At 58.8% G+C, this 15789-nt stretch carries 12 protein-coding genes and 1 riboswitch; of the genes, 10 read left to right on the forward strand and 2 right to left on the reverse strand.

The window, feature by feature from the left end; translation table 11 throughout:
* Positions 1 to 304 precede the first annotated feature (304 nt).
* From CJF39_RS13100 to astE, 7 genes are all read left to right on the forward strand, one after another.
* Positions 305 to 1525 carry an aspartate aminotransferase family protein gene (locus CJF39_RS13100; RefSeq protein ID WP_094993808.1) on the forward strand — a complete coding sequence of 407 codons (1221 nt, stop codon included), beginning with the start codon at positions 305 to 307 and terminating at the stop codon, positions 1523 to 1525.
* Positions 1526 to 1607: 82 nt separating this feature from the next.
* A complete protein-coding gene (gene aruF, locus CJF39_RS13105; RefSeq protein WP_094993809.1) occupies positions 1608 to 2627 on the forward strand; it encodes an arginine/ornithine succinyltransferase subunit alpha in 1020 nt (339 codons plus the stop codon).
* Positions 2628 to 2682: 55 nt separating this feature from the next.
* Complete coding sequence (gene astA / locus CJF39_RS13110; protein WP_094993810.1) at positions 2683 to 3720, forward strand: arginine N-succinyltransferase; 1038 nt, start codon at positions 2683 to 2685, stop codon at positions 3718 to 3720.
* Positions 3717 to 5183, forward strand: a complete 1467-nt coding sequence (gene astD / locus CJF39_RS13115) for a succinylglutamate-semialdehyde dehydrogenase (RefSeq protein ID WP_170942684.1) — start codon at positions 3717 to 3719, stop codon at positions 5181 to 5183. Before astA ends, astD begins: the two co-directional genes overlap by 4 nt.
* A gap of 40 nt (positions 5184 to 5223) precedes the next feature.
* On the forward strand, positions 5224 to 6570 hold the full coding sequence (gene astB / locus CJF39_RS13120) for an N-succinylarginine dihydrolase (RefSeq protein ID WP_094993812.1): 1347 nt from the start codon (positions 5224 to 5226) through the stop codon (positions 6568 to 6570).
* Positions 6571 to 6634: 64 nt separating this feature from the next.
* Positions 6635 to 6922: a hypothetical protein gene (locus tag CJF39_RS13125; RefSeq protein WP_047276959.1), complete on the forward strand. Its 288-nt coding sequence runs from the start codon at positions 6635 to 6637 to the stop codon at positions 6920 to 6922.
* Positions 6923 to 6935: 13 nt separating this feature from the next.
* The gene (gene astE, locus CJF39_RS13130) at positions 6936 to 7958 is read left to right on the forward strand and encodes a succinylglutamate desuccinylase (protein WP_094993813.1); all 1023 of its coding nucleotides are present in this window, start codon (positions 6936 to 6938) and stop codon (positions 7956 to 7958) included.
* On the opposite strand, the gene CJF39_RS13135 is transcribed toward astE, so the two are convergent.
* A complete protein-coding gene (locus CJF39_RS13135; protein ID WP_094993814.1) occupies positions 7943 to 9409 on the reverse strand; it encodes a M91 family zinc metallopeptidase in 1467 nt (488 codons plus the stop codon). The genes astE and CJF39_RS13135 overlap by 16 nt on opposite strands.
* A gap of 144 nt (positions 9410 to 9553) precedes the next feature.
* Positions 9554 to 10066, reverse strand: a complete 513-nt coding sequence (locus CJF39_RS13140) for a 6,7-dimethyl-8-ribityllumazine synthase (protein ID WP_094993815.1) — start codon at positions 10064 to 10066, stop codon at positions 9554 to 9556.
* Positions 10067 to 10195: 129 nt separating this feature from the next.
* Positions 10196 to 10366: riboswitch (FMN riboswitch) on the reverse strand.
* A 214-nt stretch (positions 10367 to 10580) separates the two neighbouring features.
* On the opposite strand from CJF39_RS13140, the gene ltaE reads away from it, so the two are divergent.
* The 3 genes from ltaE (at position 10581) to CJF39_RS13155 (ending at position 15669) form a co-directional block, all read left to right on the forward strand.
* Positions 10581 to 11585, forward strand: coding sequence for a low-specificity L-threonine aldolase (gene ltaE / locus CJF39_RS13145; RefSeq protein WP_094993816.1), 1005 nt, complete (start codon positions 10581 to 10583; stop codon positions 11583 to 11585).
* 146 nt (positions 11586 to 11731) lie between these two features.
* Positions 11732 to 14350 (forward strand): alanine--tRNA ligase, encoded by a 2619-nt coding sequence (gene alaS / locus CJF39_RS13150; protein WP_094993817.1) that lies wholly within the window; start codon positions 11732 to 11734, stop codon positions 14348 to 14350.
* Positions 14351 to 14433: 83 nt separating this feature from the next.
* The gene (locus CJF39_RS13155; RefSeq protein ID WP_094993818.1) at positions 14434 to 15669 is read left to right on the forward strand and encodes an aspartate kinase; all 1236 of its coding nucleotides are present in this window, start codon (positions 14434 to 14436) and stop codon (positions 15667 to 15669) included.
* The last annotated feature ends 120 nt before the right edge of the window (positions 15670 to 15789 follow it).

Here is a 15789-nt window from a genome sequence, read left to right on the forward strand (position 1 = left end):
ACAGATCGCAACTATGCGATCAAGGGATAAAAAAATAGCCCCAGGTGCGCCGTGAAGGGGTTGGGGCTGAGTGCCCGTGTCCAAGCCTCTGAAAATCAACCTGACGTGGCGCTGCCGTTAAGCGTGCTCAGCGTTTAAACTGCGCCTTTGTGACGCAATATGTCGCATTGCCGAAAGCCTGAGAAAATCGTGGTTGAGCGCTATAAGAAGTTGTCGCTTGGCGGCAAGGCGTGATGCCCACGTGTCCTTACAATCCTCCCATCGCTCGCCAGTTTAGGCAGGCGTTCCTCTTCAGGAGACTCCGATGTCCGTTGAGCAAGCCCCGGTGCAACGCGCCGATTTCGATCAGGTCATGGTGCCTAACTACGCACCTGCCGCCTTCATTCCTGTGCGCGGTGCGGGTTCCCGAGTATGGGATCAGTCGGGTCGCGAGCTGATTGACTTCGCGGGCGGCATTGCCGTTAACGTATTGGGCCATGCGCATCCGGCACTGGTCGGGGCGTTGACTGAGCAGGCCAACAACCTGTGGCATGTGTCCAATGTGTTCACCAACGAGCCGGCACTGCGCCTGGCCAAAAAACTGGTGGATTCGACCTTTGCCGAGCGCGTGTTCTTCTGCAACTCGGGCGCTGAAGCCAACGAAGCAGCTTTCAAGCTCGCACGTCGTGTGGCCCACGACCGCTTTGGTCCTGAAAAATACGAAATCATTGCCGCGCTCAACAGCTTCCACGGGCGGACCCTGTTCACTGTTAACGTGGGCGGGCAGTCGAAGTATTCCGATGGCTTCGGGCCAAAAATCACCGGCATCACCCACGTGCCGTTCAACGATCTGGACGCGCTCAAAGCGGCCATTTCCGACAAGACCTGCGCCGTTGTGCTGGAGCCGGTACAGGGCGAGGGCGGTGTGCTGCCTGCCGAGCAGGCTTACCTGCAAGGCGCGCGTGACCTGTGCAATCAACACAACGCGCTGCTGGTGTTTGATGAAGTGCAAACCGGCATGGGCCGTACGGGCGAGCTGTTTGCCTACATGCACTATGGCGTGACCCCGGACATCCTCACCAGCGCTAAAAGCCTGGGCGGCGGTTTCCCGATTGCAGCGATGTTGACCACTGAAGCGCTGGCCAAGCACCTGGTTGTCGGCACCCACGGCACCACATACGGCGGTAACCCGCTGGCGTGCGCGGTGGGCAATGCTGTAATCGATGTGATCAACACGCCTGACGTGCTGGACGGCGTGAAAGCCAAACACGACCAGTTCAAGACCCGTCTTGAAGCGATCGGTCAGCAGTACGGCCTGTTCACGCACGTGCGTGGCCTGGGCCTGTTGATCGGCTGCGTATTGAGCGATGCCTGGAAAGGCAAGGCCAAGGACATCTTCAATGCCGCCGAAAAGGAAGGCCTGATGATCCTGCAAGCTGGCCCGGACGTGGTGCGTTTTGCCCCGAGCCTGGTGGTCGACGAGGCCGACATCAAAGACGGTCTGGACCGCTTTGAACGCGCAGTGCAGAAGCTGACCCAAGCCTGATCGGCACCCCTGACGGGAGCGTGCATGCTTCCCGTCAGGGTTTCTTCGTTTCTTTCTATTTCAAGAATTAAGGAGTGACACCATGCTGGTGATGCGCCCTGCGCAAATGGCTGACCTGGGCGAGGTACAGCGTCTGGCTGCGGACAGCCCGATTGGTGTCACTTCATTGCCGGACGATGTGGAACGCCTGCGCGACAAGATCGCCGCGTCCGAGGCATCGTTCGCCGCCGAGGTGAGTTTCAATGGCGAAGAAAGTTATTTCTTTGTCCTCGAAGACACCGCCACCGGCACGCTGGTGGGCTGTTCGGCCATCGTGGCATCGGCCGGTTACTCGGAGCCGTTCTACAGCTTCCGTAACGAGACCTTCGTCCACGCCTCCCGCGAGCTGAAGATTCACAACAAGATTCATGTGCTGTCGCAGTGCCACGACCTTACAGGTAACAGCCTGCTGACCAGTTTTTACGTGGTCCCGGAGCTGGTGGGTTCGGCTTTTTCCGAACTCAATTCCCGTGGCCGCCTGCTGTTCGTTGCCAACCATCCCGAGCGGTTTGCCGACTCGGTTGTGACGGAAATCGTCGGCTACAGCGACGAAAACGGTGACTCGCCGTTCTGGGATGCTATCGGCCGCAACTTCTTTGACCTCAACTACGCTGCCGCCGAGCGCTTGTGCGGGCTGAAGAGCCGTACCTTCCTCGCCGAGCTGATGCCGCATTACCCGATCTACGTACCGCTGTTGCCTGACACCGCGCAAGAAGCCATGGGGCAAGTGCATCCACGGGCACAGATCACCTTCGACATCCTGATGCGCGAAGGCTTTGAAACCGATCATTACATCGACATTTTCGACGGCGGCCCGACCCTGCATGCGCGGGTGTCCGGTATTCGTTCGATTGCGCAAAGCCGCGTGGTGCCGGTGAAAATCGGTGAATTGTGCAAAGGCGGTGGCCGCCAATATCTGGTGGCCAATGCGCAGCTCCAGGACTACCGCGCGGTGCTGATGGAGCTCGATTGGGCGCCGGGCAAGCCGGTCACGCTGGACCTGGAAGCGGCCGAAGCCCTGGGCGTTGGCGAAGGTGCCAGCGTGCGAGTGGTTGCGGTTTAACGCCTTTGAGCGAGTTTCGCGGGGTTCGTCAGCGAGCCCTGCATGAGGAGATAGCATGATCGTTCGCCCTGTACGCAACAGCGATTTACCTGCCTTGATCGAACTGGCCCGTAGCACAGGGACCGGTCTGACCACGCTGCCCGCCAATGAAGAGCGCCTGCTGCACCGCGTGACCTGGGCCGAGAAAACCTTCCGCGGCGAAGCTGAGCGCGGCGATGCCGACTACCTGTTTGTGCTGGAAGACGACGACGGCAAAGTGGTCGGTATTTCGGCCATTGCTGGCGCCGTGGGCCTGCGTGAGCCCTGGTATAACTTCCGCGTCGGACTGACCGTCAGCGCGTCGCAAGAACTGAATATTTACCGCGAAATTCCGACGCTGTTCCTGGCCAACGACCTGACCGGCAATTCCGAGCTGTGCTCGCTCTTTCTGGGTGAGGGGCACCGCACCGGCCTGAATGGGCGCTTGCTGGCCAAGGCGCGGATGCTGTTTATCGCCGAGTTCCCGGAGCTGTTTGGCAACAAGATCATTGCTGAAATGCGCGGCATGTCTGATGAAGCCGGGCGTTCTCCGTTCTGGGAAAGCTTGGGTCGGCACTTCTTCAAAATGGAATTCAGCCAGGCCGATTACCTGACCGGGGTCGGTAACAAAGCGTTTATCGCTGAACTGATGCCCAAGTTTCCCGTGTACACCTGTTTCCTGTCCGAAGACGCGCGGGCCGTGATCGGCAAGGTGCACACCCACACCGAGCCGGCCCTGAATATGCTCAAAAGCGAAGGGTTCAGCTATCAGGGCTACGTCGATATTTTTGACGCAGGCCCGGCAGTGGAGTGCGAGACGGACAAGATCCGGGCCGTGCGCGAAAGCGAAGCGCTGGTGCTGGCCATTGGCACGCCCGGCGACGACGCCACGCCTTACCTGATTCACAACCGCAAGCGCGAGGACTGCCGCATCACGGCGGCTGCGGCGCGTCTGGCTGCGGGCACGCTGGTGGTCGATCCGCTGACTGCCAAACGCCTGCAATTGAGCGCGGGCGATCAAGTGCGCGCGGTGACGTTATCCGCCCAGCCAGTGGCCCCACGGGAGAAAAAATAATGAGCACGTTGTACATCGCAGGCGCGTGGCAAAACGGGCAGGGCGAAGCCTTTGAGTCGCTGAACCCAGTGACCCAGCAGGTGCTGTGGTCCGGCCAGGGCGCCGATGCCAATCAGGTGAATGCCGCCGTCAACGCAGCACGTCAGGCTTTTGCGGGGTGGGCCAAGCGTTCTTTTGAAGCGCGACTGACAGTTCTGGAGGCCTTTGCCGCCAGCCTCAAGGCCAATGCCGACGCGTTGGCGCGCTGTATCGGTGAAGAAACCGGCAAGCCGTTGTGGGAGTCGGCGACTGAAGTCACCAGCATGATTAACAAGGTGGCGATTTCGGTTCAAAGCTACCGCGAGCGCACGGGCGAGAAAAGCGGCCCGCTGGGTGACGCCACGGCCGTGTTGCGCCACAAGCCGCATGGCGTGGTGGCGGTGTTCGGTCCGTACAACTTTCCTGGGCACCTGCCTAACGGTCACATTGTTCCGGCCTTGCTGGCCGGCAATAGCGTGGTGTTCAAGCCGAGCGAGCTGACACCGAAAGTGGCCGAGCTGACGGTCAAGTGCTGGATCGAAGCCGGTCTGCCAGCGGGGGTGCTGAACTTGCTGCAAGGCGGGCGCGATACGGGCATTGCGCTGGCGGCCCATGCGGGTATCGATGGCCTGTTCTTTACGGGGTCGAGCCGCACCGGTAACGCACTGCATCAACAGTTTGCCGGTCGCCCGGACAAAATCCTGGCGCTGGAGATGGGCGGCAATAACCCGCTGGTGGTCGATCAGGTGGCTGACGTCGAAGCGGCGGTGTACACCATCATTCAGTCAGCGTTCATTTCAGCGGGTCAGCGTTGCACCTGCGCCCGCCGCTTATTGGTGCCTGAAGGCGCCTGGGGCGACAGCTTACTGACGCGTCTGGTTGAGGTCAGTCAGCGCATCGAGGTGGGCGCGTTCGATCAGCAGCCTGCACCGTTCATGGGGTCGGTTATTTCGTTGCAAGCCGCGCGGGCCTTGATGGATGCCCAAGAAGTGTTGCTCGGTTCCGGGGCAGTGGCTCTGCTTGAAATGAGTCAGCCGGACAGCAATGCCGCGTTGCTGACGCCGGGCATCATTGATGTGACCGAAGTCAGCGAGCGCGGCGATGAAGAGTTGTTCGGGCCGTTGCTGCAAGTGATCCGTTATGCCGATTTCGACGCCGCGATTGCAGAGGCCAATAACACGGCCTTTGGTCTGGCAGCCGGTTTGCTTTCCGATTCCGAAGCGCGTTATCAGCAGTTCTGGCTCGAAAGCCGTGCCGGTATCGTCAACTGGAACAAGCAATTGACGGGGGCTGCCAGCAGCGCACCTTTTGGCGGAATCGGCGCCTCGGGTAATCACCGTGCCAGTGCGTATTACGCAGCCGATTATTGCGCCTACCCGGTGGCCTCGCTCGAAACGCCGATGCTCGCGTTGCCAGCGGCGCTGACGCCGGGCGTACGTTTGTAATTTCGAAATGCTTATAAAACCGTTTGCCGGAGCCTCGCTGATGAAGTCCTTTGAAGTCAATTTTGACGGTTTAGTGGGGCCGACCCATAACTACGGCGGGTTGTCCTTCGGCAACGTCGCGTCCCAGAGCAACAGCCAGCAGGCTTCCAACCCCAAGGAAGCCGCGCTGCAAGGCCTGGAAAAAATGAAAGCGCTGATGGACATGGGCTTTGTCCAGGGCGTTCTGGCCCCGCAAGAGCGCCCGGACGTGGCTGCCTTGCGCAGCCTGGGGTTTGGCGGCACCGATGCTCAGGTCATTCAAAAAGCGGCCAAAGACGCCATGCCGTTGCTGGTAGCCAGTTGCTCGGCATCAAGCATGTGGGTGGCCAACGCGGCGACGGTCAGCCCGAGTGCCGACACGGCCGACGGGCGGGTGCATTTCACCGCCGCCAACCTCAACTGCAAGTTTCATCGCAGTATTGAACACCCGACCACCAGCCGTGTGCTGGGGGCGATGTTTGCGGACCCTCAGTATTTTGCCCACCACGCGGCTTTGCCGGCCGTGGCGCAATTTGGTGATGAAGGTGCGGCAAACCACACCCGATTCTGCCGGGACTACGGCGAAGCCGGCGTCGAGTTCTTTGTGTATGGACGCAGCGCCTTCGACAGCCGTTATCCGGCACCTCAGAAATACCCGGCACGCCAGACGCTTGAGGCCTCTCAAGCGGTGGCGCGCCTGCACGGCCTGAGTGAGGCGGGCGTCGTGTTTGCGCAGCAGAACCCGGCGGTCATTGACCAGGGTGTGTTCCATAACGATGTCATTGCGGTAGGCAATGGCGAACTGTTGTTCCATCACGAAGATGCCTTCCTGAACACTGACCAGGTGCTGGCCGAGTTGCACGGCAAGCTGCAGGCACGTGGCGCGCAATTCCAGTCCATTTGTGTGCCGCGCGACCAGGTGGCCGTTGAAGATGCGGTGCGCTCGTACCTGTTCAACAGCCAATTGTTGAGCCGTGCGGATGGTTCGATGCTGCTGATCGTGCCTGAAGAGTGCCGCAGCAACCCGCGTGTCTGGCAGTACCTGCAAAGCCTGACCGCCTGCGGCGGACCGGTTCGTGAGGTCAAGGTTTTTGATCTCAAGCAAAGCATGCAGAACGGCGGTGGCCCGGCTTGCCTGCGGCTGCGGGTCGCACTGAAAGAAACAGAGCTGGCGGCGGTCAATCCGGGGGTTATCATGACGCCTGCGTTGTACGGCACGCTCACCCGTTGGGTGAGCAAGCACTACCGCGATGCGCTGCGCGAAAGCGATCTGGCGGATCCGCAGTTATTGCTTGAATGCCGCACGGCACTGGATGAACTGACGCAAATCCTTAAACTGGGCGCGGTCTATCCATTCCAGATCAATTGAACACCGCTTTGTACGGGCGTTGATGCCCGTACTGGCCACTCCACTTTCCACTGAGTACGAAACTATGAGCGATTCCCTGCAGCTGATCCTTGAAGACACCGACGGCACGCAATTGCAAACGTCCTGCACCCGCGTTGCGGTCATGTGGCAGGGCAAGGAGCTGTGGATCCAGCAAGACGGCCGCGGCCAGTTGTTGATCGGTGTAGACGTGGAAGAAGGCGACGCCGAATATGCCAACCTGCTGTTGCGTCCACTGGCCACCAACCTGGTGAGCCTGCAACTGGAAATGGAACCGGCTGACATGAGCGATGACGAAGACGGTCACGTCCACGGCCCGGACTGTAATCACTGATTAAGGATGCTCTATGCTCGCCCTCGGCAAACTGCTTGAACTGACCCTGGCCGGTCGTGAACCGGCCCAGAAAATTCAACTGACGGCCGAAGGCGTGCGATTGCGCTGGCTAGGTGAGGGCGCACTGGATGTTACGCCGCCCAGTGGCCAGGACGTTGGCCTGGATTTACTGTTGTCAGCGGGCATTCACGGTAACGAAACAGCGCCGATCGAGCTGCTCGATCGCCTGTTGCACGGCATCGCACGTGGAGACATCACGCCGCGTGCACGCATTCTGTTCTTGTTCGGCAATCCGGGTGCCATGCGCACCGGTGAGCGTTTTGTCGAGGAGGACCTCAACCGGCTGTTTAACGGCCGTCACGAAAGCAGCTGCGGCCCTGAAGCCCTGCGCGCTTGTGAGCTGGAGCGTTTGGCTACGGTGTTTTACAGCCAGCCGGACCGCACACGTTTGCACTATGACCTGCACACCGCGATTCGCGGTTCGAAACTCGAACAATTTGCCCTGTATCCGTTTAAGAAAGATCGCGTCCCGTCGCGTCGCGAACTGGTGCGCCTGCGTGCGGCGGGCATGGAAGCGGTTTTGTTGCAAAACAAGCCGTCGATTGTGTTCAGTGCTTTCACCCGCGAAAAACTGGATGCCGAGGCGTTCACCCTTGAGTTAGGTAAAGCGCGGCCGTTTGGGTGCAACGCAAGTGTGAATGTAGAGCGCCTTGAGCAACGTTTGAAACAGATCATTGAGGGCACTGAGCCGTCACTGGACGAGGCGTCGCTGGACGGCTTGCAGCTGTTTCGCGTGGCGCGAGAAGTCATTAAGGAAAGTGACGCGTTTATTCTGCATTTGCCGTCCGATGTTGAGAACTTTTCAGAGTTGCCCAAAGGTTATTTGCTGGCTGAAGATGCCGGGAAAACCCGCTGGATCATTGAGGAGAAGGGCGCGCGGATTATCTTCCCCAATCCCAAGGTCAAGAGTGGTCTGCGCGCCGGGATCATTATTGAGCCCGCGTCCGAAGCGTTGCTGGATCAATCATTGGCGTAATAAATGTAGGTTTTGCGCAGTTGCAGGCCCAGTTCCCCGAGTAACGCATTTTCGGTGTAGGGGGTTGGGTTGGTCACTCGGGCAGGGGTGGCTGGGTCATCGTCGAAGTCAAACGGTTCAATGTTGCAAGGCAGTCCCACAACCTGCAGTTCGAGGTTGTTGACCATCGGCGCGGACTTGGTCCCGCCGTGTCCGTCAGGGCTCATGCCCCCGAAAACCGAGCCTGTCACAAAGTTATAGGCATGGCACAGTTCGTGATAGAGCGCTGCGAGCGGCACGTCTTCGGATTCTGAGTAGGTTGGATTGTAAAAAGCCGTGCCGCCATAGGTTCGAGTGCCCGGCTTTCCCGACGCAGCGAATGCGGTGCCATCATTGAGTGTGGGGACATACAGGCCGTTTCGAACATGCTTGAACTCACGAATGGTGATGGGTTTCTTGCTGTCACGAATACTTTTGGTGAGTGCCCTTAACAGCTGGTGGCCATTGTCCGAGCCGAGCAATAACCTGAGGTCATCCTGAACCCGCTCAGTGAAGGTGTCGCTGCCTTCAATAATCAGACCGGTTTCGGACAGTGGTTGCGACGTGACCTTGAATACCGTTCCGATTTGCTTATCTGGCGTGTACGCGCCTTCTGAAATGGACGTGATTTGACTCCCCGTGTAGATCCGGTCACTGGCCTTGAGGTTATCGATGATGTTTTGCCCGTCGCCTGTGTAGATCACGTTGGTGGCCGGGCCTGCGGTGATCAGGTCGTCCCCGTCGTTGCCACTTAATATGTTGTGGCCCTGGCCACCGATGATGAGATCGTCACCTTTGCCGCCATCCACAAATACCCTGCCAGCGTCTCCCCGGAAAAAGTCGGCGCCACTGCCCAGATAAGCCGAAGTGGTGCCTGAGCCACTGACATTCACGATGTCGTTGCCGACGCCCGTGTTGACATAACTGCGCCCGGAGCCAGTCAACACCATGTCGTTACCAGCGCCGGTGAGGATGTTTGTTTTTTTCGCGTGGGTGATGACGGTGTCATTACCAGCGCCGGTTTCGATATGAAACGGATTTTTGAATGCGCTGGCGATATACACCGTGTCATCACCTTGGGATGTGTGTATTTCAATGATCTGTCGGGTATTGGCGGGACGAATGTGGAAGCGCTGGTGATTGAGGTCAACGATGATCGTGTCGTTTTCCCCTTGGGTGACGAACAGGGACGTACGTGGCGCAGAGGTACGAAACTCCAGCCGATCGACCGGCCGTTCGTACAGCACGCCCTCTGTAACGTAACGAAAGATCGAAACATACGCGCTCAGATGCAGCAGGCTTCTGGTAGTGGTTTCCACAACATGGGGGGTTGGGCTGGAGACGGTTTTTTCGGTCAGCTCCGGTGGGCCTTTGCTGGCGCCATCAATATGGAATTCAGGGCCCTCAGGCGCTGCAGGGGGGGTAGGGCACATAGGTAAGGCTCCATAGCATGTGGTTCAAACGTCTGGGGCAACCCCATTGATAACGATTGAAACGCTTTGAGTGCTTACGCGTGCTTTAGATAGTTAGTGCGCAATCCCGACTGACCGGGGGATGGTCAGTCGGGAATTCAGGCGTTATACCGCGCGCTTTTGCTGGGTATCGAGACGCTTGATGTTGCGGATTTTCTGCAAGGTGTCGACGCAGGTCTTTGCCGCTTCCTGGCCTTTGTGCACAAAGTGGTCAAAGAAAAATTTCTGGTGCTCTTCGCCCGCGTGGAAATGATGCGGGGTCAGGCTGACCGAGAACACAGGCACTTCGGTTTCCAGCTGCACTTGCATCAGGCCGCTGACCACTGACTGCGCGACGAAGTCATGGCGATAGATGCCGCCGTCCACCACCAGGGCTGCACCCACAATGCCTGCATAGCGGCCGGTCTTGGCCAGCAGCTTGGCGTGTAGCGGGATCTCGAAGGCGCCACCGACTTCAAAAAAGTCGATGTCACTTTCCTGATAGCCCTGCTCCAGCATTTCGGCCAGAAAGCCCTTACGGCTTTGATCGACGATTTCTTTGTGCCAGCTGGCCTGAATGAACGCGACGCGCTCGTTGTGGTGGTTTTTGCTTTTGCTGTCGATTGCGGTGGGTTGCATGTTCAGACTCCTGTTTGTGTGAAAAACAGGGCATATGAATCGAATGGGATTTAAGGGTGCGTCCAGACAGGCCGCACGAGTGTGTAACCTCGACACTGGCCTGCCCGACTGACGGCCCTTTGGCGCCAATCCCGTTCTCTCTTCATCCGGACTATGACCGTCGGCCCCGGAATCACACCGGGTCTGCTGACCTTGCCAAGCCGTCTGCCGTAGCCTTCGGACCTGCCAAGCGCTCGCGGGCTATACGCATTGCGCGCAATTACCGCCGGTGGGGAGTTACACCCCGCCCTGAGAACGTTGCCGCCAGCCTTTCTGGCGGCGGGCATTTTGTATCACAAATGTTTCAGGGATGCATTGATGCTTTTTGCTAATGGTCATCGAAATTTCTGATGATTTTATCGGCTGGCTCGGACAATGCCGTTTGATTAATCTCGCGATAACCTGCACTCCTCTTGTTCGACAGGTATTTCACCGCTTAGCATCCAGTGCTTATCTCCTTTGGCTGAGGCTTCCAATGACTGTTATCGATCTTCGCAGTGACACCGTGACTCAACCCGGGCCAGGCATGCGTGCGGCCATGGCCGCCGCGCCGCTAGGGGACGATGTGTATGGCGAAGACCCGACGGTCAATCACCTGGAGGCTGAGTTGGCGCACAGGCTCGGGTTTGCGCAGGCCCTGTTCGTGCCCACCGGTACCATGAGCAATCTCTTGGCGCTGATGGCGCATTGCGAGCGGGGCGATGAATACATCGTCGGGCAGCAGGCCCACACGTATAAATATGAAGGCGGCGGGGCGGCGGTACTGGGGTCTATCCAGCCGCAGCCGCTGGAGGTACAGACCGACGGGTCGCTGGACTTGAAGCAGGTGGCGGCCGCGATCAAACCGGATGACTTCCATTTCGCCCGTACCCGCTTGTTGGCACTGGAAAACACCATGCAGGGCAAAGTGCTGCCGCTTGAGTACCTGGCGGCGGCCAGTCGCCTGACCCGTGAGCATGGGCTGGCGCTGCACCTGGACGGGGCGCGGTTGTACAACGCAGCGGTCAAATCAGGGGTGGACGCAGCCGACATTACCCGTCATTTCGATTCGGTTTCGGTGTGTTTGTCCAAGGGGTTGGGCGCGCCGGTAGGCTCGGTGCTGTGCGGCTCGGCCGAATTGATTGCCCGGGCCCGACGCCTGCGCAAAATGGTCGGTGGTGGTATGCGTCAGGCCGGGCAATTGGCCGCGGCGGGTTTGTATGCACTGGATCATCAGGTGCAGCGCCTGGCGGACGACCATGCCAATGCGCAGCATCTGGCTGACGGGCTGCGCGCCTGCGGCTATGCCGTCGAACCGGTACAAACCAATATGGTGTACGTCGATCTGGGCGACCGGGCCCAAGCGCTCAAAGCCTTTGCCGCCGAACGCGGCATCAAGCTGAGCGCCGCGCCGCGCTTGCGGATGGTGACGCACCTGGATGTCAATCGCAGCCAAATTGAGCAGGTGGTCACGGTTTTGGACGAATTTAATCGACAATGAGTGCGTAACCCGTCCAATTGAGTGTGCCTATCGTATAAACACGCTGTACCCAAGGCGCAGGGCCGATATAATGCGGCCCTTTGCGAGTCGCACTGTCGACCGACCTGATTGACTTGCCTCTGGCCTCAGCCTCCGTGGAAGAACCTATGAAAAGCGCAGAAATCCGTGAAGCCTTCCTTCGCTTCTTCGAGGAGCAAGGTCACACCCGTGTCCCTTCCAGCTCCTTGGTGCCAAATAACGACCCGACCCTGCTGTTCACCAACGCGGGGATGAACCAGTTCAAGGACTGCTTCCTGGGTCAGGAAAAGCGTGCTTACACCCGTGCAACCAGCAGCCAGAAGTGCGTGCGTGCCGGTGGCAAGAACAGTGACCTGGAAAACGTCGGTTATACCGCGCGTCACCACACCTTTTTTGAAATGCTCGGCAACTTCAGCTTTGGTGACTACTTCAAGAAAGACGCGATCAATTTCGCCTGGACCTTTCTAACCGGCGTACTGAAGTTGCCAGCGGACAAGCTGTGGGTGACTGTCTACGCCAGCGATGACGAAGCCTATGACATCTGGACCAAAGACGTCGGCGTGCCCGCTGAGCGCATGATCCGCATTGGCGACAACAAAGGCGCCCCGTACGCGTCCGATAACTTCTGGACCATGGGCGATACCGGCCCGTGCGGTCCCTGCACCGAGATTTTCTACGACCACGGCCCCGAAATCTGGGGCGGCCCGCCAGGCTCGCCAGACGAAGACGGCGACCGTTACATCGAAATCTGGAACAACGTGTTCATGCAGTTCAACCGCACCGCCGATGGCGTGTTGCATCCGTTGCCAGCACCGTCGGTGGACACCGGCATGGGCCTGGAGCGGATCAGTGCGGTGATGCAGCACGTCAATTCCAACTACGACATCGATTTGTTCCAGAGCCTGCTCAAAGCGGCAGCCGACGCCATTGGTTGCGCCAATGAGGGCCAGGCTTCGCTTAAAGTCGTGGCGGACCACATTCGTTCGTGCAGCTTCCTGATCGCGGATGGCGTATTGCCGTCCAACGAAGGTCGCGGCTACGTGCTGCGTCGGATCATTCGCCGCGCTTGCCGCCACGGCAACAAGCTGGGCGCGACCGGCAACTTCTTCTACAAGATCGTGGCTGCACTGGTAGCCGAAATGGGCGCCAGCTTCCCCGAGCTGGTGCGTGAACAGGCCAACATTGAGCGTGTCCTCAAGGCTGAAGAAGAGCAGTTCTCCAAGACGCTCGAACAGGGCCTGAAAATCCTGGAGCAGGATCTGGCTGACCTCAAGGGCACCGTGGTGCCGGGCGACGTGGTGTTCAAGCTGTATGACACCTACGGTTTCCCGATGGACCTGACAGCGGACATCGCCCGTGAGCGCAATCTGACCGTGGACGAAGCCGGTTTCGAACGCGAAATGGAAGCGCAGCGGGTGCGTGCCCGTTCGGCCAGCTCGTTCGGTCTGGACTACAACACCCTGGTCAAGGTGGATGTGCCGACCGAATTCATCGGTTACAACGCAACTCAAGGTTCTGCGAAGGTGGTTGCCCTCTATAAAGAGGGTCAGTCGGTCGACACCCTGAATGAAGGTGATGAAGGTGTGGTCGTGCTCGACCAGACGCCGTTCTACGCTGAGTCCGGCGGTCAGGTGGGTGACTGCGGTTACCTGCAGGCAGGTGCTGCGCGTTTTGACGTGCGCGACACCACGAAAACCGGCGGTGCCTTTCTGCACCACGGCGTGGTTGCGAAGGGCGGCCTGAACGTTGGCGAAACGGTTGAAGCTCAGGTTGATGCCGATGTGCGTCACGCGACGGCGTTGAACCACTCGGCCACTCACTTGCTGCACGCCGCATTGCGCAAAGTACTGGGTGAGCATGTTCAGCAAAAAGGTTCGTTGGTTGACAGTCAGCGCATGCGTTTCGACTTCAGCCATTTCGAAGCCATCAAGCCTGAGCAGATCAAAGCCCTCGAAGATATCGTCAACGCCGAGATTCGCAAGAATACCCCGGTACAAACCGAAGAAACCGACATCGAAACCGCCAAGCAAAAAGGCGCCATGGCGCTGTTCGGCGAGAAGTACGGCGACAACGTGCGCGTACTGAGCATGGGTGGCGATTTCTCCGTGGAACTGTGTGGCGGTATTCACGCCAAGCGCACGGGCGATATCGGCCTGATGAAAATCACCAGCGAAGGCGGCGTGGCGTCGGGTATCCGTCGAATTGAAGCGGTGACCGGTGCTAGCGCACTGGCTTACTTGAACGCAGCGGAAGAGCAGCTCAAGGAAGCGGCGAACCTGATCAAGGGGTCGCGGGAAAATCTGGTCGACAAGCTCTCGGCGGTGCTGGAACGTAACCGCCAGTTGGAGAAGCAACTGGAGCAATTGCAGGCCAAGGCCGCAAGCGCGGCTGGCGACGATCTGTCGGCGTCGGCTGTGGACATCAAAGGCGTGAAAGTCTTGACCGCTCGCCTGGACGGTCAGGATGGCAAGGCGCTTCTGGCGCTGGTGGATCAGCTGAAGAACAAGCTCGGCCGCGCAGTGATCCTGCTGGGTGGAGTTTACGAAGACAAGGTCGTACTGGTTGCAGGCGTAACCAAAGACCTGACCGGCCAACTCAAAGCCGGTGATTTGATGAAGCAGGCCGCTGCGGCAGTGGGCGGGAAGGGCGGTGGTCGCCCGGACATGGCGCAAGGTGGCGGTGTAGATGCTGCTGCTCTGGACGCCGCGTTAGCCCTGACTGTGCCATTTGTCGAACAGGGTATCTGAGGTCCAGAACGCGCCGCTGTCTAGTGGCGGCGCGTCGTTTGAATGATAAATGGGCGCCCTTTAGGGGCTGAGGCTGCTTTGAAATGGCTTTGATCGTACAGAAATTCGGAGGCACCTCGGTCGGCACTGTCGAACGAATCGAACAGGTCGCCGATAAAGTTAAGAAGTTCCGCGAAGCCGGCAATGACCTGGTGATTGTATTGTCGGCAATGAGTGGCGAAACCAACCGCCTGATCGATCTGGCCAAACAGATCAGCGATCAGCCGTTGCCGCGCGAGCTGGATGTCATCGTTTCTACCGGCGAGCAAGTGACCATTGGCTTGTTGGCCATGGCGCTGAACAAGCGGGGCGTGCCCGCGGTGTCCTACACCGGCAGCCAGGTGCGTATCCTCACCGACAGCTCTCACACCAAAGCCCGCATCCTGAAAATAGACGATCAGAAGATTCGCGCAGACCTCAAGGCCGGGCGTGTGGTTGTGGTCGCCGGTTTCCAGGGCGTGGACGAGCAGGGCAACATCACCACGTTGGGCCGTGGCGGCTCTGATACGACGGGTGTGGCGCTGGCGGCTGCGCTGAAGGCTGACGAGTGCCAGATCTACACCGATGTCGATGGTGTCTACACCACCGACCCGCGTGTGGTGGCGCAGGCTCAACGTCTGGAGAAGATCACCTTCGAAGAAATGCTGGAAATGGCCAGCCTGGGCTCCAAGGTGTTGCAGATCCGTGCGGTCGAGTTCGCCGGCAAGTACAACGTTCCGCTGCGCGTATTGCACAGCTTCAAGGAGGGTCCTGGCACCCTCATTACTATTGATGAAGAGGAATCCATGGAACAGCCGATCATTTCTGGTATCGCGTTCAATCGCGATGAAGCCAAGCTGACCATCCGTGGCGTGCCAGACACCCCGGGCGTGGCGTTCAAGATTCTGGGCCCGATCAGCGCGGCCAACATTGAAGTCGACATGATCGTGCAGAACGTGGCACACGATAACACCACCGACTTTACCTTCACCGTGCACCGCAACGATTACAGCGCGGCGCAGACCGTGCTGGAAAACACGGCGCGTGAGATCGGTGCGCGTGAAGTGGTCGGCGATACCAAGATCGCCAAAGTGTCGATCGTGGGTGTGGGTATGCGCTCGCACGCTGGTGTGGCCAGCCGCATGTTTGAGTCGTTGGCTAAAGAGAACATCAACATCCTCATGATCTCGACCTCCGAGATCAAAGTGTCGGTGGTGATAGAAGAGAAATACCTGGAGCTGGCAGTACGCTCCTTGCACACTGCTTTTGAATTGGACGCGCCTGCCCGACAGGGTGAGTAATGCGTTGCCCAAAGGGCGCGGTTGATCCGCGCCCTTTGTTTTTTTGATAAATGTGAACGAAGGCCTCTTGTTTCGTCATGTTGGTCAATACTTAAGGCGCGTCGGGCTATAGCTGTTTAG

The sequence above is a fragment of the Pseudomonas lundensis genome (assembly GCF_002269125.1).
GTDB classification, from domain to species: Bacteria; Pseudomonadota; Gammaproteobacteria; order Pseudomonadales; family Pseudomonadaceae; genus Aquipseudomonas; species Aquipseudomonas lundensis_A.

Coding starts and splice junctions, on each gene's coding strand:
- CJF39_RS13100 (WP_094993808.1), top strand. CDS start 305: ATGTCCGTTGAGCAAGCCCCGGTGCAACGCGCCGATTTCGATCAGGTC.
- aruF (WP_094993809.1), top strand. CDS start 1,608: ATGCTGGTGATGCGCCCTGCGCAAATGGCTGACCTGGGCGAGGTACAG.
- astA (WP_094993810.1), top strand. CDS start 2,683: ATGATCGTTCGCCCTGTACGCAACAGCGATTTACCTGCCTTGATCGAA.
- astB (WP_094993812.1), top strand. CDS start 5,224: ATGAAGTCCTTTGAAGTCAATTTTGACGGTTTAGTGGGGCCGACCCAT.
- CJF39_RS13125 (WP_047276959.1), top strand. CDS start 6,635: ATGAGCGATTCCCTGCAGCTGATCCTTGAAGACACCGACGGCACGCAA.
- astE (WP_094993813.1), top strand. CDS start 6,936: ATGCTCGCCCTCGGCAAACTGCTTGAACTGACCCTGGCCGGTCGTGAA.
- CJF39_RS13135 (WP_094993814.1), bottom strand. CDS start 9,409: ATGTGCCCTACCCCCCCTGCAGCGCCTGAGGGCCCTGAATTCCATATT.
- CJF39_RS13140 (WP_094993815.1), bottom strand. CDS start 10,066: ATGCAACCCACCGCAATCGACAGCAAAAGCAAAAACCACCACAACGAG.
- ltaE (WP_094993816.1), top strand. CDS start 10,581: ATGACTGTTATCGATCTTCGCAGTGACACCGTGACTCAACCCGGGCCA.
- alaS (WP_094993817.1), top strand. CDS start 11,732: ATGAAAAGCGCAGAAATCCGTGAAGCCTTCCTTCGCTTCTTCGAGGAG.
- CJF39_RS13155 (WP_094993818.1), top strand. CDS start 14,434: ATGGCTTTGATCGTACAGAAATTCGGAGGCACCTCGGTCGGCACTGTC.